General features: G+C 65.3%; 26 protein-coding genes and 1 tRNA gene. 11 read left to right on the top strand and 16 right to left on the bottom strand.

Annotated features, from left to right (window positions below):
- Positions 1-88: 88 nt before the first annotated feature.
- Both IVA81_RS32615 and IVA81_RS32610 read right to left on the bottom strand, forming a co-directional pair.
- A complete protein-coding gene (locus tag IVA81_RS32615) occupies positions 89-1,744 on the bottom strand; it encodes a bifunctional metallophosphatase/5'-nucleotidase (protein WP_247325828.1) in 1,656 nt (551 codons plus the stop codon).
- Between the two features lie 245 nt (positions 1,745-1,989).
- On the bottom strand, positions 1,990-2,748 hold the full coding sequence (locus IVA81_RS32610) for an enoyl-CoA hydratase-related protein (protein WP_247325825.1): 759 nt from the start codon (positions 2,746-2,748) through the stop codon (positions 1,990-1,992).
- Between the two features lie 83 nt (positions 2,749-2,831).
- Here IVA81_RS32610 and IVA81_RS32605 point away from each other — a divergent pair, with 83 nt between their 5' ends.
- Both IVA81_RS32605 and IVA81_RS32600 read left to right on the top strand, forming a co-directional pair.
- Positions 2,832-2,990: a hypothetical protein gene (locus IVA81_RS32605; RefSeq protein WP_247325821.1), complete on the top strand. Its 159-nt coding sequence runs from the start codon at positions 2,832-2,834 to the stop codon at positions 2,988-2,990.
- Positions 2,990-4,225, top strand: a complete 1,236-nt coding sequence (locus IVA81_RS32600; RefSeq protein WP_247325818.1) for an MFS transporter — start codon at positions 2,990-2,992, stop codon at positions 4,223-4,225. The genes IVA81_RS32605 and IVA81_RS32600 overlap by 1 nt, the downstream gene beginning before the upstream one ends.
- Before the next feature lie 162 nt (positions 4,226-4,387).
- Here IVA81_RS32600 and IVA81_RS32595 read toward each other — a convergent pair whose 3' ends face one another.
- Complete coding sequence (locus IVA81_RS32595; protein ID WP_247325814.1) at positions 4,388-6,166, bottom strand: acyl-CoA dehydrogenase; 1,779 nt, start codon at positions 6,164-6,166, stop codon at positions 4,388-4,390.
- A 244-nt stretch (positions 6,167-6,410) separates the two neighbouring features.
- Here IVA81_RS32595 and IVA81_RS32590 point away from each other — a divergent pair.
- Positions 6,411-6,485: transfer RNA gene (locus tag IVA81_RS32590), tRNA-Gln, on the top strand.
- Between the two features lie 66 nt (positions 6,486-6,551).
- On the opposite strand, the gene IVA81_RS32585 is transcribed toward IVA81_RS32590, so the two are convergent.
- Both IVA81_RS32585 and IVA81_RS32580 read right to left on the bottom strand, forming a co-directional pair.
- Entirely contained in the window at positions 6,552-6,866 is a 315-nt protein-coding gene (locus IVA81_RS32585; protein ID WP_247325811.1) for a hypothetical protein, read from the bottom strand.
- A 109-nt stretch (positions 6,867-6,975) separates the two neighbouring features.
- On the bottom strand, positions 6,976-7,431 hold the full coding sequence (locus tag IVA81_RS32580; RefSeq protein ID WP_018322651.1) for an Hsp20 family protein: 456 nt from the start codon (positions 7,429-7,431) through the stop codon (positions 6,976-6,978).
- A 329-nt stretch (positions 7,432-7,760) separates the two neighbouring features.
- Here IVA81_RS32580 and IVA81_RS32575 point away from each other — a divergent pair, with 329 nt between their 5' ends.
- Together IVA81_RS32575 and IVA81_RS32570 are read left to right on the top strand one after the other, a co-directional pair.
- Positions 7,761-7,985, top strand: a complete 225-nt coding sequence (locus IVA81_RS32575; protein WP_247325808.1) for a hypothetical protein — start codon at positions 7,761-7,763, stop codon at positions 7,983-7,985.
- A complete protein-coding gene (locus tag IVA81_RS32570; protein WP_247325805.1) occupies positions 7,982-8,161 on the top strand; it encodes a hypothetical protein in 180 nt (59 codons plus the stop codon). The genes IVA81_RS32575 and IVA81_RS32570 overlap by 4 nt, the downstream gene beginning before the upstream one ends.
- A gap of 26 nt (positions 8,162-8,187) precedes the next feature.
- Here the strand turns inward: IVA81_RS32570 and IVA81_RS32565 are convergent, their stop codons facing one another.
- Positions 8,188-9,087 (bottom strand): LysR family transcriptional regulator, encoded by a 900-nt coding sequence (locus tag IVA81_RS32565; protein WP_247325802.1) that lies wholly within the window; start codon positions 9,085-9,087, stop codon positions 8,188-8,190.
- 112 nt (positions 9,088-9,199) lie between these two features.
- On the opposite strand from IVA81_RS32565, the gene IVA81_RS32560 reads away from it, so the two are divergent.
- Together IVA81_RS32560 and IVA81_RS32555 are read left to right on the top strand one after the other, a co-directional pair.
- Entirely contained in the window at positions 9,200-9,832 is a 633-nt protein-coding gene (locus tag IVA81_RS32560; RefSeq protein ID WP_247325799.1) for a DsbA family protein, read from the top strand.
- 42 nt (positions 9,833-9,874) lie between these two features.
- Positions 9,875-10,771 (top strand): MBL fold metallo-hydrolase, encoded by an 897-nt coding sequence (locus IVA81_RS32555; protein WP_247325796.1) that lies wholly within the window; start codon positions 9,875-9,877, stop codon positions 10,769-10,771.
- 37 nt (positions 10,772-10,808) lie between these two features.
- Here IVA81_RS32555 and IVA81_RS32550 read toward each other — a convergent pair whose 3' ends face one another.
- Positions 10,809-11,696: a hypothetical protein gene (locus IVA81_RS32550; protein ID WP_247325792.1), complete on the bottom strand. Its 888-nt coding sequence runs from the start codon at positions 11,694-11,696 to the stop codon at positions 10,809-10,811.
- 166 nt (positions 11,697-11,862) lie between these two features.
- Between IVA81_RS32550 and IVA81_RS32545 the strand changes: the two genes are divergently transcribed.
- Entirely contained in the window at positions 11,863-13,050 is a 1,188-nt protein-coding gene (locus IVA81_RS32545) for a CoA transferase (protein ID WP_247325789.1), read from the top strand.
- Here IVA81_RS32545 and IVA81_RS32540 read toward each other — a convergent pair.
- Positions 13,047-13,769, bottom strand: a complete 723-nt coding sequence (locus IVA81_RS32540; RefSeq protein ID WP_247325785.1) for a DUF72 domain-containing protein — start codon at positions 13,767-13,769, stop codon at positions 13,047-13,049. The two genes, IVA81_RS32545 and IVA81_RS32540, sit on opposite strands and share 4 nt — an antisense overlap.
- Positions 13,770-13,861: 92 nt before the next feature.
- Here IVA81_RS32540 and IVA81_RS32535 point away from each other — a divergent pair, with 92 nt between their 5' ends.
- Positions 13,862-14,077 carry a hypothetical protein gene (locus tag IVA81_RS32535; RefSeq protein ID WP_247325782.1) on the top strand — a complete coding sequence of 72 codons (216 nt, stop codon included), beginning with the start codon at positions 13,862-13,864 and terminating at the stop codon, positions 14,075-14,077.
- Position 14,078: 1 nt separating this feature from the next.
- On the opposite strand, the gene IVA81_RS32530 is transcribed toward IVA81_RS32535, so the two are convergent.
- The 7 genes from IVA81_RS32530 to IVA81_RS32500 all read right to left on the bottom strand — a co-directional run bounded on the left by IVA81_RS32530 (position 14,079) and on the right by IVA81_RS32500 (position 21,015).
- The gene (locus IVA81_RS32530) at positions 14,079-15,227 is read right to left on the bottom strand and encodes an amidohydrolase (RefSeq protein ID WP_247325780.1); all 1,149 of its coding nucleotides are present in this window, start codon (positions 15,225-15,227) and stop codon (positions 14,079-14,081) included.
- Positions 15,228-15,418: 191 nt separating this feature from the next.
- Positions 15,419-16,507: a mandelate racemase/muconate lactonizing enzyme family protein gene (locus IVA81_RS32525; RefSeq protein WP_247325777.1), complete on the bottom strand. Its 1,089-nt coding sequence runs from the start codon at positions 16,505-16,507 to the stop codon at positions 15,419-15,421.
- A gap of 148 nt (positions 16,508-16,655) precedes the next feature.
- The gene (locus IVA81_RS32520; protein ID WP_247325774.1) at positions 16,656-17,849 is read right to left on the bottom strand and encodes a M20/M25/M40 family metallo-hydrolase; all 1,194 of its coding nucleotides are present in this window, start codon (positions 17,847-17,849) and stop codon (positions 16,656-16,658) included.
- Between the two features lie 33 nt (positions 17,850-17,882).
- Entirely contained in the window at positions 17,883-19,130 is a 1,248-nt protein-coding gene (locus tag IVA81_RS32515) for an MFS transporter (RefSeq protein WP_247325770.1), read from the bottom strand.
- Positions 19,131-19,324: 194 nt separating this feature from the next.
- Positions 19,325-19,720 (bottom strand): hypothetical protein, encoded by a 396-nt coding sequence (locus tag IVA81_RS32510; RefSeq protein ID WP_346659427.1) that lies wholly within the window; start codon positions 19,718-19,720, stop codon positions 19,325-19,327.
- Positions 19,721-19,975: 255 nt separating this feature from the next.
- The gene (locus IVA81_RS32505) at positions 19,976-20,362 is read right to left on the bottom strand and encodes an HGGxSTG domain-containing protein (protein WP_247325764.1); all 387 of its coding nucleotides are present in this window, start codon (positions 20,360-20,362) and stop codon (positions 19,976-19,978) included.
- Positions 20,359-21,015: a hypothetical protein gene (locus IVA81_RS32500; protein ID WP_247325759.1), complete on the bottom strand. Its 657-nt coding sequence runs from the start codon at positions 21,013-21,015 to the stop codon at positions 20,359-20,361. Before IVA81_RS32500 ends, IVA81_RS32505 begins: the two co-directional genes overlap by 4 nt.
- 455 nt (positions 21,016-21,470) lie before the next feature.
- Here IVA81_RS32500 and IVA81_RS32495 point away from each other — a divergent pair, with 455 nt between their 5' ends.
- A complete protein-coding gene (locus IVA81_RS32495) occupies positions 21,471-22,457 on the top strand; it encodes a tripartite tricarboxylate transporter substrate binding protein (RefSeq protein WP_247325756.1) in 987 nt (328 codons plus the stop codon).
- A 192-nt stretch (positions 22,458-22,649) separates the two neighbouring features.
- Here the strand turns inward: IVA81_RS32495 and IVA81_RS32490 are convergent, their stop codons facing one another.
- Positions 22,650-23,111 carry an NUDIX domain-containing protein gene (locus tag IVA81_RS32490; protein ID WP_247325753.1) on the bottom strand — a complete coding sequence of 154 codons (462 nt, stop codon included), beginning with the start codon at positions 23,109-23,111 and terminating at the stop codon, positions 22,650-22,652.
- Positions 23,112-23,218: 107 nt separating this feature from the next.
- Between IVA81_RS32490 and IVA81_RS32485 the strand changes: the two genes are divergently transcribed.
- Complete coding sequence (locus IVA81_RS32485; protein ID WP_247325751.1) at positions 23,219-24,349, top strand: DUF1236 domain-containing protein; 1,131 nt, start codon at positions 23,219-23,221, stop codon at positions 24,347-24,349.
- Positions 24,350-24,375: the final 26 nt, after the last annotated feature.

The following is a 24,375-nucleotide window of genomic DNA, read 5'->3' as shown; positions in this document are numbered from 1 at the left end:
CCGACGCCAAAACGCAATGCAAAACCCAATCTATGCGCTTGGGCGGCAATGGCAAAGGGTTGTCCGGCCCGGCCCCGTTTGATCCGGATCAATTCACGCGCAGGATGCGGCTCAGCGGTAGCGGACCGATCGGCCCGTGTGCCCGGAAGAACGCAAACAGCGCGTCCGCGTCGTAGCCGCCATATTGTGGCGCCGTGCCTTGTTTGGCGACGGTAAAACCGTCGCCGCCGACGGCGAGGTAATCGTTGAGGGTGACGCGGTAGCCGCTGGCCTGCTCGATCGGCCTGCCGTTGAGCGTCATCTTCTCGGGGATCACGCGCTCGCCGAACGGCTTCGCCGCATCCCAGGCATAGCTGAATCCGTTCGAGACCTGGAGGATCCGCGGCCGCTTCGGGTCCAACCATTGCTGCTCGAGCATGTCCTTGAGCTGGCTACCGGTCAGCGTCATCGTGACGAGGCGGTTGCGGAATGGCTGGCTGGCGAAAACATCGCCGAAGGATATCGCGCCGTTCTCCTTCGGGACGATGTCGGTGCGGATGCCGCCGGGATTGGTGAGCGCGATGACAGCGCTGCCATCTTTGGCCTCCCTGGTCGCGGCAAGCTGCGCGTCCGCGATGACGTCGCCGAGCGGGCTTTCGCCGGCCTCGTTCGGCACGCGCGACAGCGTCTGCGTCACGGATCCGGCCGGCCGGTTGGCGATCGGTGCTGAGAGCCTGTCGTAAGCCTCGATCAGCGCGGTCTGCTCCGCGTCCCTCGCCAGCGAGGCATTGGCGACGACGACGTTCTCGCCCCTGGCGCTGACGATGTCGCGCGTTGTGGGATCGAGCTTCAGGTCGATCGCGGTAACCAGCGTGCCGTATTTGTCGCCGCTGGTGACGAGCCGCCCGTCGATGTCGCAGACATAGGCGCGATGGGTGTGGCCGCTGACGACGACGTCGACGGCGCGGTCGAATTTCTTGACGATGTCGACGATCGGCCCCGTGATAGCCGGGCATTCATTGTAGTCGCCGGCGGGCTCGCCGCCCTGGTGGATCAGCACCACGATCGCCTCGACGCCGCGCGCCTTCAGCTGCGGCACGAGCGCGTTCACCGTCTCGGCTTCGTCGCGGAATTCGAGCCCGGCGATGCCGGACGGCGAGACGATGCCCGCGGTTTCCTTCAAGGTCAGCCCGATGAAGGCAACGGGGATGCCGTCGAACTCCCTGATTTCGTAGGGCGGCAGCAAGCTGTTGCCGGTCGCGGTCTCGATGGTGGATGCCGCGAGATAACGGAATTTGGCGCCCGTGAAGGGATGCGGTCCCTGGCAGCCGTCGAGGGGATGGCAGCCGCCGTTCTGCATCCTGAGCAGCTCGGTCTTGCCCTCGTCGAATTCGTGATTGCCGACGGACGTGATCGCAAGCCCCATCATCGACAGCGATTCGATCGAGGGCTCGTCGTGAAACATCGCCGACAGGAACGGACTCGCGCCGATCAGGTCGCCGGCGGCGACGAAGATCGTGTTCCTGTGCCCTTCGCGCAGCTGCTTGACCAGCGTCGCCATGTATTCGGCGCCGCCGGCCGCCACCATCACCTTTCTGGCCTTGTCCTCGGGATCTCCGATGCGGATGCCACCCGGCGGCGGGCGCAGATTGCCGTGGAAATCGTTGATCGCGAGGATGCGCAGCTCGACCGGCGCGGCGGTCTGGGCCGAGGCGGGGAGGGTGCTGGTGAGCGCGAGGACGGTGAGGAGGGATCGGTATCGCATGGAACCGAGACTAATCGTTCCACGCAAAGATTTCACGAAGTTCTCGCCGTCATTCCGAGGCGCGCGTAGCGCAAGCCCGGAATCCATTGGGCGACAATGACGGTGGATGAATGGATTCTCAGTCTCCTAGGGTGGGCAAAGCGAAGCGTGCCCACATCTTTCGCTGTCATCGACAGATGGTGGGCACGGCGCAAGCGCGCCTTTGCCCAACCTACGATTTCGGACACGCGGAGGAAATGTGCACTCTACCGCTTCTTCCTATTCGCGAATGCACTGAATGCCGCCACCGCTTCCTCCGACGTCAGCCGCTCGCCGAACAGGTGACCTTCCTGGTCGATGCGGCGGGTGAGCTCTTCGGTCGGCGCGCGCAGCAGTTTGCGCGAGATCGCGACGGCCTCGGCCGGCAGCCGGCAGATCTCGCGCGCCACCTTGCGCGCCTCGACCTCGGTATGTCCCGGGGACACAACGGTGTTGACGAAGCCGGCGGCATGCGCGTCCGCGGCGGAAAAAGTCCGCCCCATCACCAGCATCGCAAAGGCGCGCTGGTAGCCCATCGTGTTCGGCATCAGGAGGCTGGCCGCGCCGACCGGGACGAGTCCGAGATGGATATAGGGCGCGGAAAAGGTCGCAGCGTTCGAGGCGAGCACATAGTCGCAGTGGAACAGCATCACGGTACCCATGCCGATCGAGGCGCCGTCGACGGCCGCGATGATCGGCTTGACGTTGAGGGCGAGCGAATAGAGAAATTTTGCGCCCTCCGACAGCGTCTCGGGACGCGAGGCGTCGGCGTGCATGAAATCGTCGATGTCGTCGCCGGCGGTGAACACGCCGGAGCCACCGGTGATGATCATGCAGCGGATATCGGGGTTGTTCTGCGCGGTGTCGATCGCGCGGCTCATCTCCCGGTACATGTCCTGGGTGATCGCGTTCTTCTTGCCCGGGCGACGCAGGGTGATCACGCGTGTTCCGCGCTCTTCGGTGATCACGATGTTGCCATTCGGCATGAGAGCCCCCTGCGGTCGCCGCGACGCTTGCCGCTTTATGAGTCCCGCCAAGCGTCAGCCTACATCATCTCGCAGGCGTGCCAATGCGCTGGCTCAATCTTTCCGGCGCCAATTTCCGCAAGGTCGCACATGGCGGCGGCCGCCGCCGCCCGCCGCAACAAATGGCTACAATGTTTCATTTGAAAAACCGGTGGTTGTGGTGCACGATCTCGCGCGGTTCCATTTGGCCGATTGCTCATTGATGATTGCCGCAGCCCGCGTCGACGAATCCTCGCTGCACTACCGCGGCTGGCGCGTCGTGCTGGCCTGCTTCCTGATGGCCTTCTTCATGTTCGGCTTCGGCCTGTACGGCCAGGGCGTCTATCTTGCCGAGCTGCAGCGCGCCCATGGCTGGCCGGGCACGCTGGTCTCCGCCGCCAGCACTTTCTCGTTCCTCCTGACCTCCGTGCTCGTCATCTTTACCGACGATCTGCTCGCCCGGATCGGGCTGCGCTCGCTGATCCTGTGCGGCCTGGTGGCGCTCGGCGCCTCGACGGTGCTGCTGGCGCTGATGCAGACGCCCTGGCAGCTCTATCTCGCCTATGGCCTGATGTCGGTCGGCTGGACCGGCATGGGCACCGTGGTGATCGCGACCGTGCTGAACTCCTGGTTCGAACGCCGGCGCGGGCTTGCGCTCAGCCTCGCGTTCAACGGCGCGACCTGCGGCGGCATCGTCCTCGTTCCGCTGCTGCTGTCGCTGTCCGGCAGCATCGGCTTTCGGTCTGCCATGCTGGCGGCCACGACGGCGATGATGGTGCTGGTGCTGCCGGTGGTCGTGATCTTCATCGGCTGGCCGGCCGGGACGTCGCTAGCATCGGACGGGCGTTCCTCCGGCGGCGTGGCGGCACCAGGCCGATCCCGCAAGGCGCTGCTCGCCAACGCGGCGTTCTGGACCATGGTGTTGCCGATCGCCATCGCCCTGCTGGCGCAGATGGGATTCATCATCCACCAGGTGACGTTTCTCGAGCCGCTGATCGGCCGCTCCGCCGCAGGGCTCGCGGTCACCGTCATGGCGGCGATGGCGGTGGTGGGCCGCCTGTCGCTCGGCCTGTTCGTCGACCGGCTCGATCCGCGGCTCGCCTGCGCGGCCTCGATGGCGAGCCAGGCGGCGGCGCTGTTCGTTCTCCTGCAGAGCACGAACCCGACGATGCTGCTGGTGTGCTGCGCCGTCTACGGCTTCTCGATCGGCAACATGATCACGTTCCCGCCCTTGATCATCCAGCGCGAGATCGGCGCCAGCGCCTTCGCCGCTGCCATGGGATTGGGCACGTCGATCAGCGGCATCGTCAGCGCCTTCGGTCCCGGCATCGTCGGGCTGGTGCGGAGCGCGAGTGGCGATTACACGACGGCGTTTGCGATGTGCGTGGTGCTGGATCTCGTCGCGGCGGGCATCGTGCTGTGGCGGCCGGGGGGAAGGGCGAAGCTCGCAGCGTCGTAGCTTGAGCTGGATTGCCTCTCGTGCCCCGGACGCAGCGCAGCGCCACTTCAGCGGTGCGCTGCAGAGCCGGGGCCCATGTGACCCTGATCGCTTCTTTGGCGTGGGTCCCGGCTCTACGCAGCAACGCTCCGCGTTGCAGCGCGTCCGAGACACAGAAGCAGCTTACCCCAACAACACCGCATCCGCCGCCGCGACCGACTCGGCGCTTTCCGTCACCGTGCGCTCGAGCGCGGGCGCCTGCACCGTGATGTTCTCGGCGAAGAAGCGTGCGAGCGAGACGTAGCGCGCGGCGTCCGTGTTGCCGTCGGCCTTGGCGGCGAGCGCCTCGGAGGTGAGCAGGCAGCCGCCGAGCGTGGCGCTGAACTGCTGCAGATAGGGCGTCGCACCTGCAAGCGCATCGTTCGGTGCGGACGCAACGCGCTCCAGCAGCCACTTGCTGGTGCGCGTCAGCGCCTCAAGTGCTTCGCGCAGCTTCGTGCCCGTGGTGCCGAAAGCGGGATCGTTGGAGGCCTCGACTTGGTTGACCGTTGCGGAGAGCTCGTCGAGCAGCGCCCACACCGATGCGCCGCCGTTGGCCGCGAGCTTGCGCGTGACGAGGTCGATGGCCTGGATACCGTTGGTGCCCTCGTAGATCGCGGTGATGCGGGCATCGCGATAGTGCTGCGCCGCGCCGGTCTCCTCGATGAAGCCCATGCCGCCATGCACCTGCACGCCGAGATAGGCGACCTCGTTGCCGATATCGGTGGAATAGCCCTTGGCCATCGGCGTCAGCAGCGCCGCGCGCGCGGCGGCATCCGCACGCACCTTGGGATCCCTGGCGCGCGTCGAGACGTCGATCGCAACCGCGGTCGCATAGCAGATGGTGCGCGCGGCCGCGGTCTGCGCCCGCATCCGCATCAGCATGCGCTTGACGTCCGGATGCACGAAGATCGCATCCGAGCCGTCGCCCTTGCTGCCGACGGCGCGGCCCTGCTTGCGCTCCTGGGCATACGACAAGGCCTGCTGATAGGCACGGTCGGCAACGCCGACGCCCTCCAGGCCGACGCCGAGGCGGGCCTGGTTCATCATCGTGAACATGCAGCGCATGCCCTGGTTCTCTTCGCCGATCAAAAAGCCGATCGCGCCGCCATGATCGCCCATGGTCATGGTGCAGGTCGGGGACGCATGCATGCCGAGCTTGTGCTCGACGCCGCTGGCGAAGATATCGTTGCGCGCGCCGAGCGAGCCGTCCGCGTTGACCATGAGTTTCGGCACCAGGAACAGCGAGATCCCCTTGGTGCCGGCGGGCGCATCGGGCAGACGCGCCAGCACGAAATGCACGATGTTGTCGGTCATGTCGTGCTCGCCATAGGTGATGAAGATCTTCGTCCCCTTGATGCGATAGGTGCCGTCGGCCTGCTTCTCCGCCCGGGTGCGCAGCGCGCCGACGTCGGAGCCGGCCTGCGGCTCGGTGAGCTGCATCGTGCCGGTCCATTCGCCGGAGACGAGCTTCTCGAGATAGATCTTCTTCAGCTCGTCGCTGCCATGCGCCTCCAGCGCCTCCATCGCCGAGGCCGTCAGCAGCGGGCAGAGGCCGAAGGCGACGTTGGCCGCGCTCCAGATCTCGGTGCAGGCGGCGTTGATCGCGATCGGCAGGCCCTGGCCGCCGAAATCCTCGGGGCCGGACACCGCGTTCCAGCCGCCCTCGGTCCAGCGCTTGTAGGCGTCCGGCCAGCCCGGCGCGGTCGTGACCTTGCCGTTATCAAGCTTGATGCCGTGCTCGTCGCCGACCTTGTTGAGCGGCGCCAGCACGTCGGTTGCGAACTTGCCTGCTTCCTCCAGCACGGCCGCGGCGATGTCCGCGTCGAAATCGCCGTAATGGCCGGCTTCCACTGCGGCCTTCAGGCCGGCGCCATGGTTGAGCGACAGCAGCATGTCAGAGATCGGCGCGCGGTAGGTCATGGCTCACTCCCGTGGACAGGTTTGGCGCCGTATTCCCATGAAACGGGAGAGGTCTCAATGGGCGTGATACGGGACCGCATCGGGCTTTTGCGGGGCCTATAATAAGGTGTCGTGCGACCGATCCCGGCTGCTGTGGTATTTTGCCCCTCCAGGCGGTTGAAATGCCGCGCCGCTCCCTATAGACCGGCTGCGACCCAAGGGAATCTGCGGTAGCCAGTTCTTCCGCCGGCCCCTGGTCGCCTGTTGGGGCGTAGCCAAGCGGTAAGGCAGCGGATTTTGATTCCGCCATTCGGAGGTTCGATCCCTCCCGCCCCAGCCAGACGCCCCGATTTCCTGAAATTGCTGACGAAACCGCCCAGGGCACAGATCCCCTGGCGGTCTTCGATCATGGCGTGGCGGCGGCCCATGGCCGCCGCAACCGCATCGGGACGCCGCCACGAGGCGGCGGGTCGTCGTCATCGAGCTCGCGCAGCGCGGCGAGGATGTCTGCAAGCCGGATCGGGTGATCCATGCCCGGAATCTCGCGGAGCGCCGGATGGGATTCGACGGCGTACATGTCCGAGGCCCACGACGACAATATGATCCGCTTCTCCGCTGTCGAGAGCTTGCCGTCATCGAGGACGGCGTTCGGCGATGCATAGTGCGCGGCGGGATGAAACAGCGGGCCGAGACCGCCGGTGGTCGCATTGGCGTTGGTCATCTCTGGTCTCCCTCTACACTCCTTTCGAAGGGATGCTTTGATCGGCGGACGGCGAGGAGATCGCCATCCGCCACGGTGGTCGCAGGCACGTCGACCTCGTCCGGCGCGATCAGGCGGCCTTCTTCTGCTCGATCTGCGGTGACGCGGCTCCCGCGATCTGGATCCGGCGCGGCTTCATGGCTTCCGGAATCTCGCGCAGGAGGTCGATGACCAGGAGACCGTCCTGGAAAGCCGCCTGCTTCACCTGGACGTAGTCCGCGAGATTGAACACGCGGCGGAACGGACGCGCCGCGATACCCTGATAGAGATATTCGCGGGTGGCGCTGTCGGGCTTCCGGCCCTCGATGGTGAGCGCATTCTGTTCGGCGGTCACGCTGATGTCGTTGACGCCGAAGCCTGCCACGGCCAGCGTGATCCGGTATTGGTCTTCGCCGGAGCGCTCGATGTTGTAGGGCGGATAATTGTCCTCGCCCGCCTGGCGCAGCGTGCTGTCGACAAGGTCGGCCAGATGATCGAAGCCGATGGTGGAGCGCCACAGCGGCGCGAAGTCAAAGGTGGTCCTCATACCAAGTCCTCCAAAGAGCAAGATGGTTACGAAGGAGCGCACGACAGGGAATCGGAAAGCGGGTCCGAAGACCCCGGCCGGCGCCCGCGCCGGACCCGATCGGGCATCCGGCACACCGCTCTCGCGGCGAAAAACGAATTAGAGCGGCGCAAGGACCTTGCAAGAGGGGGCGCGAAATTTTTTTTCGAGGGGCCGCCGGCGCCGTCGAGGGAGCGGCGAAACAGCGTCTTGACAGGACAGCGCGTCTGAATATTTTTTGCGCCGGAAGATGTTTCTTCCTGCACTGCAGAATCGAAAAGGACCGTGAAAGACCGTCAGGAGTGACGACGATGCTCGATCAGGATTTCGCCCGCATCCGCGCGCACCGCAACAATTTGTCTCGTTATCGACGCTTGCTGAAGACCAGGCTGTCGGACATTGAGCGCCAGTTCATCGAACGACGCCTCGCCGAGGAGCAGGCCGCGCTCGAGGCTCTCGCCGCCAACGTCTTCCCGGCCGCATTCAGCCTTCCGAACATGCCATCGGTTTCCACTGCTATGGGAGGGGAACGATGAGCGACGTCCGCAACCTGCTCATCAGCGGCAGCGAGAAGGTGATCGGGCACTATCGCATGTTGCTGGCCAGTGCCAGAAGCGAGAGCGAACGCGAGCTCTATCGCGCCCGGATCGCGCGCGAGCAGCGACTGCTTGACACCTTGCGGGGCGGCTTTCCGGATCGATCGGCGGCGTGAACAGGCGTGCACGCTCATTCCGGAACTTAGCTTGCGAGCGTGCGGCCTTCCTGCACCAGCATGGCCACGAAGGCCGTGATTTTCGGCGGCCGGAATCGGGCCGCGGGATACACGGCATGGATGCCGCCGGCCGGCAAGCTCCAGGACGGCAGGACATGGACCAGCCGGCGGGACTTCAGGTGCTCCGCGACCAGGTAGTCGGGCAGCACGCAGAGTCCGCCGCCGGCGAGCGCGGCTGCCAGCACCGCAGGCGTCGTGTTGATCGAGATCGACTGCCGCATGCGGATTGTGCGGCTGTCGACATCGTTTCTGGTGAAGCGCCAGACCAGCGGCTCGTCGAGCGCTCCGTTGGCGATGAACGGTCGAGCCGCAAGCTCGTCGGGCGTCTTGCTCTTGAACGCTGCGGCAACGTCCGGCGCGGCCACCAGCAATTGCCGAAACGATCCGATCCGCCTGGCCTGCTGACTTGAATCGTTCAGCCAGCCGACCCGGATCGACAGGTCGATCTGGTTGGCGAGGAGGTCCGTTCGCGTGTCCGACAGGATCAACTCGACACCGCAGGCCGGATATTTTTTTGCAAACTTCGCCGCCAGCGGCGCGATCATCGTTGCGCCATAGTCGTTCGGCGCGGCGATCCGCAGCACGCCCATCGGCTCGGAATTGGACTGGGCGAGTTCGTCCACGGCATCTTCCGCCGTGCGCAGGATCATGATGCAACGGGCATGCAGCAACCGGCCGGCTTCGGTCGGCTCGACCCTCCTGGTGGTTCGCAGCAGCAAAGCCGTTTTCAATTCCGCTTCGAGCCGGGCGACTTGCTGGCTGACGACGGTCTTGGTGATTCCGAGGCGCTCCGCAGCGCGTGTGAACGAGCCGGCATCGACCACGGCTGCGAAATAGGCGAGGCGGTTGAGGTTGATCGCTTCCATGCGTCGTCGCCATTGTTAGCTAATGACAAACAATATGTCATATTATTTGATATTTATCAAATAATGGTCGACCGCTAGGTTTCTCTGCATCGAACATCGGCGGCCCGAAATCATGCAGATCACCTATCTCTTCGACCCTCTCTGCGGCTGGTGCTACGGCGCATGGCCGGTGCTGGAGCAGCTTGCTGCGCACGGTGAGGCGACGCTCGTGCTGGCGCCGACCGGCCTGTTTGCAGGCCCGGCCGCGCGAACCATGGACCAGCATTTTGCGGCCCATGCCTGGCGGAACGACCAGCGCATTGCGCAGCTGACCGGCCAGCCGTTCAGCGAGGCCTATCGCAGCGGCATTCTCGGCAATATTGGCGGCCTGTTCGACTCGGCGGCGGCGACCCTTGGCGTCGTCGCCGCGGGTCTGGTCAGTCCGGCCCGCGAACTCGAGGTGCTCAAGCTCTTGCAGCGCGCCCGCTACGTCGATGGCCGCGACAATTCCAGCCTTCAAATCGTCGCCGACGTGCTCGAGGGCGCGCAACTGGCTGATGCGGCGCGCCGCGTGCGGGCGCCTGACGATGCATTGACCGCCGCTTACCAGGCGCGGATCGCGGCTGCGCGCGTCGACATGACGCGATTTGGGGTCGATGGCGTGCCGGCCCTGGTGGTCGGCGCCGGCGCCAAGCGGAGGCTGCTGGATGGCAGCATGCTGTTCGGGCGGTTCGATCTCCTGGCCGCGCAACTCCGTGCCGCCTGATCACCGAACTGATTTTCCCTGTCGAGTTCAATGGAGAAAGCGATGTTGTCGAGGAGACAGATCATGAAGACCAGCCTTGCCGCCGGTGCGGCCGTATTGTTGCCTGCCGATGTCGGCCATGCCGCGGAGGCCAAGCTGAGCTGGAAGCACTTTCCCGCCGGTCCCAACGGATTCTTCCGCGCGCCGGTCCTGCTTTCCGGCCCAACCGAGACGGTGCTGATCGACGGCGGCTTCTCCTATCCGGACGGACGCGCGCTCGCAGACGCGATCAAGGCGAGCGGCAAGAAACTCACGACCATCTATGTCAGCCAGTCAGATCCGGACTATTATTTCAGCCTGAAGCCGGTGCGCGAAGCTTTCCCGCATGCCAAGGTGCTGGCGGCGTCCGCGACGCTCGCGGCCATCAAGGCGAATGTGGAGAAGAAGCTCGCCGTCTGGGGACCGCAGCTCAAGGAGAACGGTCCGCAGACGCTTGCCGACGTCGTTCTGCCGGAAGCGTTCGATGGAGCTTCTCTTGCGGTTGACGGCGAGGCGATCGAAATCGTCAACGCCGAGGGTCTCGCAAACCGCCGCTATCTCTTCGTTCCGTCCTTGAACGCCGTGTTCGGCGGCGTGATGATCTTCTCCGGCGTGCATGTCTGGATCGCCGATACGCCGACCAAGGAGCAACGCGCAGCCTGGATCGCCAGCCTCGACAGGATCGCGGCCCGCAAGCCATCGATCGTCGTGCCGGGCCACATGGCGGCGGGCGTCGCGCTCGATCTTTCCGCCGTCGAGCACACAAAGAAGTATCTGCTCGCGTTCGACGAAGAGCTGGCGAAGGCCGCTGACAGCGCTGCGCTGAAGGCTGCGATGGAAGCGCGCTTCCCCAATCTGGGTATGGGCGTCGCGCTTGATATCGGCTCCAAGGTAGCCAAGGGCGAGATGAAGTGGGGCTGAGGCACCCTTACGGAAGGGGGCGGCGCTCGGCCGCCTCCTAACCCTCGTACTGGTCCGGTCCCATCGCCCAGAGCGACTGGTCGTGGCCGTACGCGTAATTCCGGTTGTTGAGCGCCGGATTGCGATTGACCATCGGCCGCATGAACATCGGATGGGTGGCGCTGCGCACCTCGTGCTCGACCGTGAACAGAGGCTTGCCGCTGTCGAGGTCGACGATGTCGCAGAACCGGTACTGGTATTGATTGTCCTCGCGGGAGACCAGCCTGCGCGCCAGGAGTTTTCGGTACGGGCCGGAGAAATCGGTGATGTACATCTGCACGTGATGCCCGTCATAGTCGCCCTGCGGCCGATCGGTCTCGCGGAACAACAGATGCTGGTTGCGGCCCGCCTTCACGGCGGCGACCGTGCCGTCGCCATTCCACAACTCCGATGGCATGCCCATGATCGCGGGGTAGAAGGCGCAGATGCCGCGCGCCGATCCCATGGGCACGTCGAACTCGACATAGGGAATGCCGAGCGCGATGCGCCCGAAGCGCGCGGCGTCGGGCTCGTAGCAGCAAAGGCGGTTGCCCCACGGACAGATCGCCTCGACATGGTCGTTGCGCTCGGCGAAGGCGAAGGCCGTGCCCTCGAGTTTCTTCGCAACCGACGCAAGCCGCGCGAGCAGCGCCTCGCGGCCCGCGATGACCAACCCGACATGGCCGCGCAGCACCTGCGCCCTGCCGCTCGGCAGGTGAAACTGGCTCCGTCCGGCGTTGATCCACATATTGGTGTCCGACACCATCAGATAGGGATCGCGGGTGAGCCCGAGCCCTGCGACGTAGAACAGGGTGGCGAGGCGCTGATCCGGAACCTGGATGTTGACGTGCTCGAAATGGATGGCATTGCCGAGATCTTCTGCGGATCGGTCGAATTGTTGCGGCATGGATGGGCGCTCTGGCTGGGGGATGGACAGGTGCATATTAGAGCAGAATTTCCGCCCGCCGAAACGGGGCGCCGATGAAATATCGAGAGCGGCGCACGATGCCCGTTGCCACCTTGCCGTGGCAGCCGTTCCCTGTAATCTCTCCAAAACATCAGGGAAGGGATCGATGGGAGGAGTTCTGGAGGGCGTGCGCGTCCTCGATTTCGGGCGCTACATTGCGGGCCCCTATTGCGCGACCCTGCTGGCCGAGTTCGGCGCCGAGGTCATCCGCGTCGAGAAGCGCGAGGGCAGCGAGGATCGCTTCGTGGCGCCCGTCGGCGAAGGCGGCGAGGGCGCGTTGTTCCTCCAGGTCAACCGCAACAAGAAGTGCGTCACGCTCGATCCGATGAAGCCGGAAGGGCAGGAGGTGATGCGCCGCCTGGTTGCGACCGCGGACGTCGTCGTCGCCAATCTGCCGCCGCAGACCCTGCGCGCGATGAAGCTCGACTACGAATCCTTGAAGGCGATCAAGCCCGACATCATCCTGACGACGGCGACCGCATTCGGCGGACCGGGGCCCTGGTCCGACCGCGTCGGCTTCGACGGCGTCGGGCAGGTCATGTCGGGTTCGGTCTACATGACGGGCACCGGGGATCCGCCATACCGTGCCGCGGTGAACTGGGTCGATTTCGGCACTGCGCTGCATTGCGCGTTCGGCACGCTCGCCGCGCTGATCGAGCGCGGCAAATCCGGGCGCGGGCAGGTCGTCGAGGGCGCGCTGCTCGCAACCGCCTTGTCTTTCACCAATGCGACGCTGATCGAGCAGGCGGTGATCAACGTGAACCGCGTCCCGACGGGCAATCTCGGCCAGACCGCGGCTCCGGCCGACATCTACCGCACCCGGGACGGCTGGGTGCTCTGCCAGGTCACCGGACATCCGCTGTTCAAGCGCTGGGCGAGGCTGATGGGCGAGGAGGAGGTGTGGCTGAACGATCCGCGCTTTGCCGACGATATCAGCCGCGGCAACAACGGCCCCGTCATCAGCGAGCGGATGGCGCGCTGGTGCGCCGAGCGCACCACGCAGGAGGCCGTCGATGCGCTGGGCGAGGCGATGATTCCAACCGGGCCCGTGCTCTCACCGCAACAGGCGCTGGATCATCCGCACATCCGCGCCGCCGGCTTCATGCAGGACGTCGACTATCCCGGCCTGCCGAAGCCCGCGCCGGTGACGCGTGCTGCGGTCCGGCTGTCGGAAACGCCGGGTGAAATCGCAACCCGCCCGCCGACGCTCGGCGAGCACACCGATCTCGTCCTCGCCGAGCTCGGCTATGACGCGGCCGCGATCGCGGCGCTTCGGCAGGGCGGTGTCATCTAGAGCAATTGCTTCAACGCCTGCGCGTCGGCTGGCGCCGCGCTCTTCTGGTCGTTGTCGAAATAGATATAGACGTCGCAGCCCTGCCGCTTCCAGGACGTGATGCGCTTCGCCCATTGCGCCAGCGTGGGCTTGGTGTAGTGCCCGTGATAGCGCCCGCTCGGCCCGTGTCCGCGCACATAGACGAAATCCGCCGTGCGCTTCCATGGCGCCGGCGCATCGTGATGGTCGGACAGGCAGAGCGAGATGTTCTCGTCCGCCAGCATTCGCAGGATGCGCGGCTGATACCAGCTCGGGTGACGGAATTCGAAACTGTAGCGCCGTTTCCGTGACAACAGCTTGAAGAAGGACGCGAGCCGGTCCGCGTTCGCCTCGAATTGCGGCGGCAGCTGGAACAGGATCGGGCCGGCCTTGCCGCCGAGCCGTGAGATGCGGTCCTCCAGCAGCTCGAGGCTGTTGACGGAGCGCTCCGACAGACGTTTCCAGTGCGTGATGAATTTGGACGCCTTCCAGGCGAAGACGAAATCGCGGCCGGTCTGCTCGCGCCATCCTTTCACAGCTTCGGGCGTCGGCGTGCGGTAGAACACGCCGTTCAGCTCCGTGGTGTCGAACTGTCCGGCGTAATAATGCAGCTGCTCCTTCAGCGTCACGCCCTCCGGGAAGAACGGGCCGCGCCAGGAATCATAGTGCCAGCCGGAGGTGCCGATCAGAACGCGCGCCATGCTTCACGTGCCATCCGTTGCCATTCGCCGGAAGGAACGTCCGTGCCGCCGATACGTTGCTCGTGAGCTTGATCAACGCAGGACCGGAACCGATGTACGCGCTGTTCGAAGGCAACAAGCAGATCGGCGATCCCTTTCCCACCGAGAAAGAGGTGTGGGAGGCCGCCTTGATCGAGGGGCTGGTGACCGACGTTCCCGTTGCGGACGAGGAGGGCGGCCGGCTGCTCCCGGAGGGATATCACGTCGCGCGCGTCGAGGAGGCTTTCGCGCCGAAGCGAGACTGGAAGCTGCCCCGCGAGATTTCGTGAGCTAGTTCGACGCCAGCGCCGCCTTGGCCACTTCGGCCATCCAGCTCGATGCCACCGGCAGGATGGCGTCGTTGAAATCGTAGCGCGGGCCGTGCAGCTCGGCGCCGTGACGGAGCTCGCCATTGCCGATCCAGACGAAGGCGCCCGGCCGCTGCTGGAGATAGTGGGCAAAATCCTCGCCAGCCATGCTGGGCGCGAGGTCGCGGCGCACCTTGGCCCGCACCTTCTCCGCGCCGATGCGCGCCAGGCCAGCCTCGTCAGCCGTGTTGATCACGACGCCGACGCCCATGACGATCTCGGGCGTGACCTTGACGCCAAAGCTCGTCGCGATCCCGGCGCAGGTGCGCTCGATCCCGTCGAGGATGACGTCCTTGACGGCGTCGCGGTGGTACCGCAGCGTGCCGCGGATGATCACGCGTCCCGCGATCTGGTTCGGTGCGGTGCCGCCTTCGATGGTGCAGAGCGACAGCACGGCGGTGTCGAGCGGATCGACGCTGCGCGAGGCGATCGATTGCAGCGCCACGATCAGATGGCCGGCCGCCAACACCGGATCGCGCGTCAGATGCGGCATGCCGGCGTGGCCCGCATGGCCCTCGATGGCGATGGTGACGCGTCCGCCGGAGGCCATGACGACGCCGTCATGCACGGCGATGGTGCCGGCGGCAAGGCCCGGCCAATTGTGAAAGCCGAACACCCGTTCCATCGGAAAGCGGTCGAACAGCCCGGCCGCGACCATCGCGCGCGAGCCGCCAAAACCTTCCTCCGCCGGCTGGAAGATGAAATCGACCGTGCCGCTCCAATCGGTGTCAGTGGCGAGCATCGCAGCGGCGCCGAGCAGCGAGGCGGTGTGTCCGTCATGGCCGCAGGCATGCATCACGCCTGATGTCTTGGAGGCGTAAGCAAGCCCGGTATCCTCGGTGATCGGCAGCGCGTCCATGTCGGCGCGCAAGCCGACGCGGCTTCGCGCATGCCCGCGCGTCAAGGTCGCGACGATGCCGTGGCCGCCGATGCCTGACACGAAGGGAATGCCGAGCTCGGTGAGCTTGTCCTGCACGAAGGCGGCGGTCTCTTTCTCCTGGAGTGACAGCTCCGGGTGGGCATGAAGGTGCCGGCGCCACGCGGTCAGTTTCTGGTGCAGCTCGGGTGTCAAGTGGGTGTCTTTCACAAGGAGAGTCGGCTATCGACAGCATAACCGAATATTGGGTCGCCGCATCAAGCGCCAGCGAATGCCTCGCGTGCAACCACGTCGTCATGGCCGGGCTTGACCCGGCCATCCACGTCTTGCTTGCTGCACGAAGAACGTGGATGCCCGGGACAAGCCCGGGCATGACGACCTATTCTCTACGCCGCCAGCTTCGCCAGCCCGCTCCAGTCGAAGCTGATCCCATGCCCATGCCTGTCCGGCGCCAGCGCCTTGCCGTCCTGAAGCACCAGAGGGTGCTCGATGTATTTGTCCAGCCCGAAACCGTGCGCTTCCAGATAGGAGCGGTTCGGGCAGGCCGCGAGCAGATGCACGGTGATGTCGTGCGCGCCGTGGCTGGTGACGGGCAGGTTGAAGGCTTCCGCCAGCCGCGCGATCTTCATGAAGGCGCCGACGCCGCCGCAATTGGTGACGTCGGGCTCGGGATAGGACACCGCGCCGCTGGCGATGTAGTTCTTGAACTCCCACAGCGAGCGCAAATTCTCGCCCGCCGCGATCGGCACACCACCCTCCTGCAGGACGCGCGCGTGGCCTGCGACGTCGTCAGGGATGATCGGCTCCTCGAGCCAGGTGAGGTCATAGGATGCGAACGCGCGCGCGGCGCGGATCGCCTCCTCGACGGTCCATTTCATGTTGGCATCCGCCATCAGGGGAAAACCGTCGCCGAGATGCTGTCGCATCGCCGAGACCTTCGCGACGTCGGATTTCAGGTCGGGCCGGCCGACCTTCATCTTGATGGCGCGAAATCCCTTGGCGAGGTTGCCGTGGGTCTGCTTGAGCAGCGCATCGACGGAGAGATCGAGGTCGATGCCGCCGGCATAGCACGGCACGCGCGCGTCGAAGCCGCCGAGCAATTGATACAGCGGCAGCTTCGCGCGCCGCGCCTTCAAATCCCACAGCGCGATGTCGAGCGCGGAGAGCGCCAGCACCACCGGCCCGCCGCGGCCGCCATAATGCAGCGCCCACCAGACATGGTGCCAGATCGCTTCGGTGTCGTCGGCCTCGCGGCCCTCGACCAGCGGCGGAATCTCGCGCTTGAGAATGTCGGCGACAGCGCCGCCATTGCGGCCGACCGTGTAGGTATAGCCAACACCTTCGGCGCCATCGGCATCACGGATGCGGCAGGTGATCAGCTCGAACGCCGCGATCTCGCCATGCGTGGAGTCGGAGAGCGTGACGGGGAGGGGGATCCGGTAGAGTCCGGATTCGATATGAGCGATGCGCGGCATGTGGCCTCCCTTTTCTTTTTGTTTCGTAGGGTGGGTTAGCCGAAGGCGTAACCCACCACTGTTCATCCCTGCGGAAGCAGAAGAGGTGGGTTACGCCAGCGGACTGCGCTTCGCGCAGCCGCAAGCTAACCCACCCTACAAACGCAACTCACCGCATCGTCGCGAGTTGCACCGCCAGCGCACACGCCCGATCATATTCGTCGAGATTGATCCACTCGTCGATCGTATGCGCCTCGTTCTGGCCGGCGCCGAAGGTCACGGTCGGAATGCCGTGACGGACCATCCAATTGGCATCCAGGCCGCCATTGGCGGTGCGGACATTCGGAGTACCGCCGACTGCGGATACGGCCTCGACCGCGCGCTTGATGACGGGCTGGCTGTCCTTCATTCGGAACGGATAATAGTCGGTCTCGGCCTTGAACTTGACCTTGCCGGACTTGCCTTGCGCATTCGTCACCTTCTTGGCCGCCTTTTCGAACGCGGCCTTGTAGGCCTTGGTGATCTCCTTGAAGAATTTTCCGTCATGGCTGCGGCTTTCGCCGCGCACATGCACGTAGTCGGTGACGACGTTGGTGGCATCGCCCGCCGGGCGGCCTTCGCCGCCGGTGACGGGGCCGACATTGCTGGTGCCTTGCTGCTTGCCCTTCACCACCTTGCCGAACCAGCCGCCGGCCTTCACGTCCGCGAGTGCGAGCGCCATGATCATGGTCGAGGATATGCCGCGCTCCGGCGCGACGCCGGCATGCGAGGCGCGGCCGAAGATCTCGACGGTCCAGCGGTCGGCGCCGACGGCGCCGATGATGACGTTGGAGGCCGAGCCGCCGTCATAGTTAAAGGCCATCGCGGGCGAGCCGAGCTCATCCAGCTTGACGTGGCGCGCGCCATAGAGCCCGCTCTCCTCGCGCACGCAGAACAACAGCGTGATCGGCGGATGATCGAGCTTCTGCTTGGCGAGTTCGGCCGCCAGCGTCACCAGCACGCCGCAGCCGCAGCGATTGTCGCCGCCGAGTGCGGTCTTGGCCTCGTTGACGATCTTGCGTCCGGATTTCTTCGGCTTGGCACCGGCGCAGAGCGGCACGGTGTCCATGTGGGTCATGAACATGATGCGCGGCTGGTTGTGCAGCGCGCCGCGGCCGGGCAGGTCGACGATGAGGTTGCCGGTCTCGGTCGGCACGGGAATGCGGCTGCTGGCATCGTCGAGCCGGATCGCCCTCGCCGGCACGCCGCTCTCCTTCAGCGCAGCCATGAGCTCCCGCCCGATTGCCGCCTCCTGTCCGGTCACGCCCTCGACGGCGAGGAAGCGCATGAGGCGGTCGGTGGCGGCTTTGGTGTCGACAGGCATGAGTGATTCCTTTGGCGGACGGAGCACGCCATCCTATGGGCTCCGCGAGGTGTAAGCCAAGAAGATCAACACGCCGAATGCCAGCATGGCAGCCATGAACAGCAGCACGGCCGGCAGCCCGGCGAGCGCCGCCACCGCGCCGGTCACCGACTGCATCAAGGCCGCGCCGAGAAAGAAGGCGAGGTTCACTGCCGCGAGCGCCTTGCCCGTCGTCTGCGCGTCGACCAGCTGCCGCGACATGCCGAACAGCAGCGGCTGGGCGGACGTCGCAAGACCAATGAGCACGAACAGCACGAGGTCGTATTGCGGCGGCATCACGGGCACGCCGAACAGGACGGACACCGCATAATGCGGCGCCCCGAGCGCCATCAGCGCCACCAGCAGCGCCCCGACCATGTGCGTGCCCGCCACCAGAGCGCGGCGGCGGCCGAGCCTGCGGTCGATCATGCCGATGAGAAGCGGGCCTATGATCATCGCCAGCGTGAACGCGCCGAGCTGGTTGCCGGCCTCCACCCGCGACAGGTCCTTGATCTGCATTAGCCACGGCCCTCCCCACAGGCCGCGCAGCACCAGAGAGGTCGCCAGCGACACCAGCGCCAATGCGATCAAGCCGCGCAAGGGACGCGAGAGGCCGAGCCTGAGCACCTCGATCATCTGCGACAGCGGCGAGGATTCGTCCTTGTGTTCGGCCGCCTGCTGCGGCACCAGCGCGAACACGGCAAGCGCGACCGCAACGCCGCCAGCTGCGGAAATCCAGAACCCCGCGCGCCAACCCCAAGCGTCGACCACGAAGGCGAGCGGGCTCGACGACAGCAGCATGCCGATGTTGCCGATCGAGAGGATCGCGCCCGACCACAGCCCGAACCGCGCCGCCGACAATTGCTTGGCGGCCAGCGTCATCGGGCACATCAGCATGCCCGAGGTGGCAACCCCCAGCATGAACTGCCCGACCGCAAAGCTCGCAGGCCCCGTAGCAAATCCCGACGCCACCGCGCCGAACACGGTCCCCGCGAGCAAGCTCAGCGACACCGGTCGCACACCAAACCGGTCCATCGCCGCCCCAACGGGGATCTGCGCCGCGGCAAAGGCGAATGGATAGATCGACGTGAGACTCGCCAGCGCCTGCGGATCGAGATGGAAATCCGCGGCCATGAGGTCGAGACTGACCGCCGGAATGGTGCGCAGCAGAGTCGACAGCATGTGACCGCACGCCAACGCGACGAGTGCAAGGATCAGCGCGCGGGTGGCGGTGCCCGCGTCGTCGGCAGCAGCAGTCCCCATGAGTATCCCGTCCCGGCAGCTTTCGTGTCGCGTTACACGATCGGGGCGACCGTGCCAAGGCGAGCAATGGCATGGCGACATCTGTTCTCGGGGGATCAGTTCATGCCGCGGGACCGCGGAACGGCCATTTGCCGGACGGCTCCTGACATGGCCGGCATGCCAGGAGCATGGCTTGCACCTCCTGCAGGCGCAGATTACGCGACCCGCGGATTGACCACCGCATAGCCCCGCAACGAACGCGCGTGAATGCGGGTTGCCCGGCCTCCTGAATTACCGTCATACGCCATCCAGACATCGCCTGCGATATGCTGCTCGAGGACGAAGACATGACCACGTCGCGCGGCGACCATTCCCGGCGCCGGTGACGTCCGCGGAAAGCGCAGCCAATTGGCCGCCAGATTCAATCCCGGCACGATGCGGCCGAACACGCGTAGCGATGCTGCGCAACCGCAGAAGGAGTGTGGGCAACCGGAAGGGCGGCCGCCGACGATCCGGCCCGCGCCTTCCGTCGTGGCTATCTGCATCGCGGCGGTGCGCCCCGTCACCTCGCGTGGCGCGCGAAATGGCGACGACGTCGTGCGACCGCGCATGTTCGAACCGGAGAAGTCGCACGGCATGATGACGTTGCATTCGGGCGGCGCCGCGAGGTGAGATCGGAAGAGGCGTGCATCGGCGACGCCAGAGGAAATTGTGAAAATGAAAACAAACGCAAACGCAACGTAACGGTACATCGCAGGTCTCCAGGTTCATGAAGCCCGCCCCGCCGCAGAGACAAAACAATCCTGAGCCAAAATACGGCAGCGCCCCTAAACGCGCAGGAATCGAGGATCTTTCGTTGAGTTCCCCTAACCTTCGTTAAGATTGGACGGCGCCGGCATTGGGTTGAATAGACCACATGCCATATGGCCTGTTCTTGGATCATGCGTCCCGGTGTCAGGTGATTTGATCCGTCCTTGCGGGGCGCGATCTAAATCCATCAGCAGCTTTCCCGTCTCGCCCAGCAGCGTCCGGATCGCCCTTCGCTCCGCGATCCGCTCCTGTGTGAAGGCGCCATGCTTGCGCGCATTGCGGTTTCCCCACGGCGCGCCCGATCCTGCGGCGCCGCCGTGCATGCGGCAGCGGAGCTTGCCGCGCACGGCCGGCGCGCGGCAGACGAGGCCGCCGCGCGTGCCGGCGCCGCAGCGCGGGCTTGCTGACATCGCGCTCGTGTTGCGGATGTGATCGGCACTCATGCGATGCCGCCTTGCATCACTTCGGCCCGTTCGCGTTCGCGTTCGCCGGCTTCGCCGGAGGGCACCAGTCCCGCGTCTATCGAGGTGCCCATGTCGGCGACGGTCAGATGCGCATGCTGCGCGACATTTCCCACGATTGCCTTGCCGCCATCCTGCACCGACAAATTCTGCACCGTGATCGGACGCTCGCCGTTGCCACGATGACGGTTCAGGGCCTCCATCTGGGCTGCGAAGGTGCGGGCCAACCGGGTCAATGCGCGTGTGATGCCTTCCTGCTGCGCGATGTCCTCGGCGAAGGCGAGGCGGCAGGCGGAGCGCATTGTGGCCACGTGAACGGATATCATCTGCGCCGTCAGCATGGCCTCGAGGGAATCCCTGGGCGCGATGCTCTTCATCATCGAGATCATGAAGGCGAGATTGGCTTCATCGGGCTTCTGCAAGATCACGCTGGCCTTCATCAATTGCTTGAGGATGCCGTGCAGCGCGTCGCGGTCGACTGCACCGAGCGACTCGGCCATCAGCCGCTCGCCGGCCTGCGAGTCGGGATGCTGGATCACGATGCGTCGTCGGGTGAGCTTGATCCGCGGGCTGTGCCTGCTGCGATCGTATGATGCGACGGGGGGCGTGCTGTTGCGTGTCAGGGCTGTCGTCATGTCGATGTCTCCTTGGGCCGGTGCAGGCGCGAGGGCTCGCTGTGCGAGGTCGACCCGTGCACTTGCCGTGCGGCGTTGCGATTTTTCAGATGTTGATGAGGGGCTTACGCGAATTCGCCTCGCCCCATGGCTGGGGCGAAGTGGATGAGGGGGGAATCTCGCGATGATGCCATTATGCCGGTGTGCTGCCCGACGAGTCAAATTGAATTCGCAGGATCCGAAACCGATGTCCTGCGTAAGCCCTTGTTCCGACAGCGGCCGGCTACTGTGCATGGGGTTGTTTTCGCGCTTTTGTTTTGTTGTGGCTCGCACCTGCCGTGTGGCGGAATTGCTTGGGCCGCGCCTGCGCGGAAACGCGATTGCGAAATCCGGCGCGACCGCTATTCATGATCCACACGCGCGTCGCACCAACAAGCATGCACAAGCGGCGCTGGTGAGGTCTGGGGAGAGAACCAATGCAACGAACCGCCCGCCGCCTGCTGGCAGTCATCGCCGGATTGTGTGCCTGTGCGCTATCCACGCAGGCCGTCGCGCAGAAATATCCGGTGCGGCCGGTCAAGGTCATGGTCGGCTTCAGCGCGGGCGGTCCGGTCGATGTCGCCGCGCGCATCATCGGCGATCGCCTGAGCAGCAGGCTCGGGCAGCCCTTCGTTGTCGAGAACCGCGCCGGCGCCAACGGCATGATCGCCGCCGAGGGCGTCGCGCATGCGGAAGGCGACGGCTACACGATGCTCGCCTGCAACTCGTCCACCATCACGCTCAACAAGACGCTGTTCAGGGATATCCGCTACGATCCGCAAGGCGACTTCGCGCCGCTCACCACCGTCGTGTCGGCGCCGCTCGTGCTCGTGGTCAATCCGGAGAATCCCAAGACGGCTGATATCAAGACCGTGGCCGATCTCGTCGCAGCGGCGAAGGCCGCACCCGGCGCACTGGCTTACGGCTCGGGCGGCAACGGCAACCTTGCCCATCTCGCCATGGAGCTGCTCAGCCAGAAGGCCGGGATCAAGATGATTCACGTGCCTTATCGCGGAGGTTCGGCCGCCGAGGTCGGCGTCCTCGCGCAGGAGGTGCTGGCGGTGTTCGATCCGCTCTCCGCCGTGCCGCTGGTCAAGGCTGGCAAGCTGCGCGCGCTCGCGGTGTCGTCCGCCGAACGGCTGCCGGCGCTGCCCGATGTGCCGACCGTCGCGGAAGCAGGCTATCCCGGCTTCGACATCTCGTTCTGGGTCGGCTTCTTCATGCCGAAGTCGACGCCGGCGCCAATCCTGGAGACGCTGCACCGGGAGATCGTCGCGGCCGCCAAGGATCCGGCAATCGAGGAGAAGCTCGGCTCGCAGGGCGTGGTCAGCGTGCTCAGTCCCGCCGACTACGCCGCCAAGATCGCGAAGGAGACCAAGGAACTTGCCGAGGTGGTGACGGCCGCGAATATCAAGGCTGAGTGAGGGCATCTGTTTGCGCTTGCGCGTAGCGGCTGGCTCCGCTGCACCTCTCCCGCTTGCGGGAGAGGTCGACGTGCGAAGCACGGCGGGTGAGGGTTCTATCCTCTGGGGGATTGTCCCGTTGCGGAGAAAACCTCTCCCCAACCCTCTCCCGCAAGCGGGAGAGGGAGCGCACCTGTTTCCATCACAGGATTCCTATTCGCCGCCCGCCAGTTGCTCCAGCCGATCGAGCAGGGGGCGTTGTCCTGCGTTGATCTTCTCCCGCGCCTCTTCGAGCGTGAACCATTCGGCACGATCGACCTCCGGGAAGGTCTGCCGTTTGCCGCTCCGTGGCGGCCATTCCATCTCGAAATTGTTGCTGCGAATGCCGCGCACGTCGAGATCGAGCTCGGCCGCGAACGCGGTGACGAGCTTGCCGCCGCGCTGCTTGATCTGACCCAGCGCGGTCAACCGCATGGACGGCTCAAGTCCAAGCTCCTCGGCAAATTCGCGTCGCGCGGCGATCGCTGCATCTTCTTCGTCCGCATACTCGCCCTTCGGGATCGACCATGCGCCGAGATCCTTGTTGCGCCAAAACGGCCCTCCGGGATGAACGAGGAGAACCTCAAGCGTCCGCCGCTTCCGATAGGCGATGATCCCGGCACTCTTCGATGGCATTGCAGGTTCCGTGCGGAAGCGGTTCGCCTTTCTCTCGGGAAAAAGTGGAACCGGCCGTTTTAGCGCAGGTTAGTAGCCAACGTTCATTTGATAAAAGGGAGTGAACCATGATCCGCCTGTTGGCAACCACCGCATTAGGGCTGGTGCTGGCGAACGCCGCCTTTGCGCAATCGCCCAACACCACCACGAAGTCCGATCAGACGCCGCAATCCCAATCAAATTCCACAGCGCCGTCCACCGCTGCGCCGTCTGCGGCTGATAAGCAGCAGACCACATCGCAGCCGCAGCAATCACCGGCGACAGGAAACTCGGCGCAGACGACGCAGAGCACCGCGCCGTCATCCGGGGCTGCCAATTCCGGCTCCGGCACATCTAACAACGCGGCGAACAGCACGGACACTTCGCGGCCGCAGAGCGGCACGGCAAGCTCGAACACGACCGGCAACCAGCCCGCGACCCAGCAGAGCGCCAACCCGCCACCGGCGAACACGAACCAGGCGCAGGATCGGTCCAATCCGCCGCCCGCCAACAACAGCAATCAGGCCCAGCAGGCGCCCGCTGCATCCGGGACCAACCAGGCTCAGCAGGCGCCGAATGCGCCAGCCAGCAATCAGGCCCAGGGCGAGCGTAGCGGCACCAATGCGCAGGCGGCCGCGCGGACCGACGTCAATCTCAACCGGCAGCAGGAGACCAAGATCAGCACCTCGATCTCGCGCCTGAACGTTCGGCCTGTGACCAGCGTCAATTTCTCGCTGAATGTCGGCACGGTGGTGCCGCGCGACGTGCATCTCTCGATACTGCCGCCTGACGTCGTTGAGATCGTGCCGCAATATCGCGGCTACAGCTTCGCGCTGGTGAAGGATGAGATCGTCGTGGTCGATCCGGCGACGTACAAGATCGTGACGGTGCTGCCGTATTCGGGGCAGTCCACGGCGACCACGACGACGACCACGCGCGAGCGCAGCCCCAGCAAGTTCTCCGATCGCGATCGTGATGCGATCCGCAAGCATGCGAAAACCCGTACCGAAGGGCGAAGCGAGGCGCGGACCACCGGGAGTACCGCACGCACGGATGTCCGCGTCGGTGACCGTCTCCCCGAGAGCGTCGAGGTGGAGGAATTCCCGAGCACGGTCTATCGGGACGCGCCGGACCTGCGGGAATACCGCTACATCCACCGCGACACCCGGACCTACGTCATCGAGCCGCGTGAGCGGCGCGTGATCGAGGAGATCGACTAGCGCGATAAATGTCGGAGCCACTCAAA

It is taken from the genome of Bradyrhizobium sp. 141 (assembly GCF_023074055.1).
Taxonomy (GTDB): Bacteria; Pseudomonadota; Alphaproteobacteria; order Rhizobiales; family Xanthobacteraceae; genus Bradyrhizobium.
Note: the sequence above shows the minus strand (reverse complement) of the source record. Positions and strands in the feature narration are given on the sequence as shown.

What these genes read in the sequence shown, in the direction of transcription:
- IVA81_RS32615 (WP_247325828.1), bottom strand. Translation starts at nt 1,744, where the DNA reads ATGCGATACCGATCCCTCCTCACCGTCCTCGCGCTCACCAGCACCCTC.
- IVA81_RS32610 (WP_247325825.1), bottom strand. Translation starts at nt 2,748, where the DNA reads ATGCCGAATGGCAACATCGTGATCACCGAAGAGCGCGGAACACGCGTG.
- IVA81_RS32605 (WP_247325821.1), top strand. Translation starts at nt 2,832, where the DNA reads ATGCGCTGGCTCAATCTTTCCGGCGCCAATTTCCGCAAGGTCGCACAT.
- IVA81_RS32600 (WP_247325818.1), top strand. Translation starts at nt 2,990, where the DNA reads ATGATTGCCGCAGCCCGCGTCGACGAATCCTCGCTGCACTACCGCGGC.
- IVA81_RS32595 (WP_247325814.1), bottom strand. Translation starts at nt 6,166, where the DNA reads ATGACCTACCGCGCGCCGATCTCTGACATGCTGCTGTCGCTCAACCAT.
- IVA81_RS32585 (WP_247325811.1), bottom strand. Translation starts at nt 6,866, where the DNA reads ATGACCAACGCCAATGCGACCACCGGCGGTCTCGGCCCGCTGTTTCAT.
- IVA81_RS32580 (WP_018322651.1), bottom strand. Translation starts at nt 7,431, where the DNA reads ATGAGGACCACCTTTGACTTCGCGCCGCTGTGGCGCTCCACCATCGGC.
- IVA81_RS32575 (WP_247325808.1), top strand. Translation starts at nt 7,761, where the DNA reads ATGCTCGATCAGGATTTCGCCCGCATCCGCGCGCACCGCAACAATTTG.
- IVA81_RS32570 (WP_247325805.1), top strand. Translation starts at nt 7,982, where the DNA reads ATGAGCGACGTCCGCAACCTGCTCATCAGCGGCAGCGAGAAGGTGATC.
- IVA81_RS32565 (WP_247325802.1), bottom strand. Translation starts at nt 9,087, where the DNA reads ATGGAAGCGATCAACCTCAACCGCCTCGCCTATTTCGCAGCCGTGGTC.
- IVA81_RS32560 (WP_247325799.1), top strand. Translation starts at nt 9,200, where the DNA reads ATGCAGATCACCTATCTCTTCGACCCTCTCTGCGGCTGGTGCTACGGC.
- IVA81_RS32555 (WP_247325796.1), top strand. Translation starts at nt 9,875, where the DNA reads ATGTTGTCGAGGAGACAGATCATGAAGACCAGCCTTGCCGCCGGTGCG.
- IVA81_RS32550 (WP_247325792.1), bottom strand. Translation starts at nt 11,696, where the DNA reads ATGCCGCAACAATTCGACCGATCCGCAGAAGATCTCGGCAATGCCATC.
- IVA81_RS32545 (WP_247325789.1), top strand. Translation starts at nt 11,863, where the DNA reads ATGGGAGGAGTTCTGGAGGGCGTGCGCGTCCTCGATTTCGGGCGCTAC.
- IVA81_RS32540 (WP_247325785.1), bottom strand. Translation starts at nt 13,769, where the DNA reads ATGGCGCGCGTTCTGATCGGCACCTCCGGCTGGCACTATGATTCCTGG.
- IVA81_RS32535 (WP_247325782.1), top strand. Translation starts at nt 13,862, where the DNA reads ATGTACGCGCTGTTCGAAGGCAACAAGCAGATCGGCGATCCCTTTCCC.
- IVA81_RS32525 (WP_247325777.1), bottom strand. Translation starts at nt 16,507, where the DNA reads ATGCCGCGCATCGCTCATATCGAATCCGGACTCTACCGGATCCCCCTC.
- IVA81_RS32520 (WP_247325774.1), bottom strand. Translation starts at nt 17,849, where the DNA reads ATGCCTGTCGACACCAAAGCCGCCACCGACCGCCTCATGCGCTTCCTC.
- IVA81_RS32515 (WP_247325770.1), bottom strand. Translation starts at nt 19,130, where the DNA reads ATGGGGACTGCTGCTGCCGACGACGCGGGCACCGCCACCCGCGCGCTG.
- IVA81_RS32510 (WP_346659427.1), bottom strand. Translation starts at nt 19,720, where the DNA reads ATGCGCGGTCGCACGACGTCGTCGCCATTTCGCGCGCCACGCGAGGTG.
- IVA81_RS32505 (WP_247325764.1), bottom strand. Translation starts at nt 20,362, where the DNA reads ATGAGTGCCGATCACATCCGCAACACGAGCGCGATGTCAGCAAGCCCG.
- IVA81_RS32500 (WP_247325759.1), bottom strand. Translation starts at nt 21,015, where the DNA reads ATGACGACAGCCCTGACACGCAACAGCACGCCCCCCGTCGCATCATAC.
- IVA81_RS32495 (WP_247325756.1), top strand. Translation starts at nt 21,471, where the DNA reads ATGCAACGAACCGCCCGCCGCCTGCTGGCAGTCATCGCCGGATTGTGT.
- IVA81_RS32490 (WP_247325753.1), bottom strand. Translation starts at nt 23,111, where the DNA reads ATGCCATCGAAGAGTGCCGGGATCATCGCCTATCGGAAGCGGCGGACG.
- IVA81_RS32485 (WP_247325751.1), top strand. Translation starts at nt 23,219, where the DNA reads ATGATCCGCCTGTTGGCAACCACCGCATTAGGGCTGGTGCTGGCGAAC.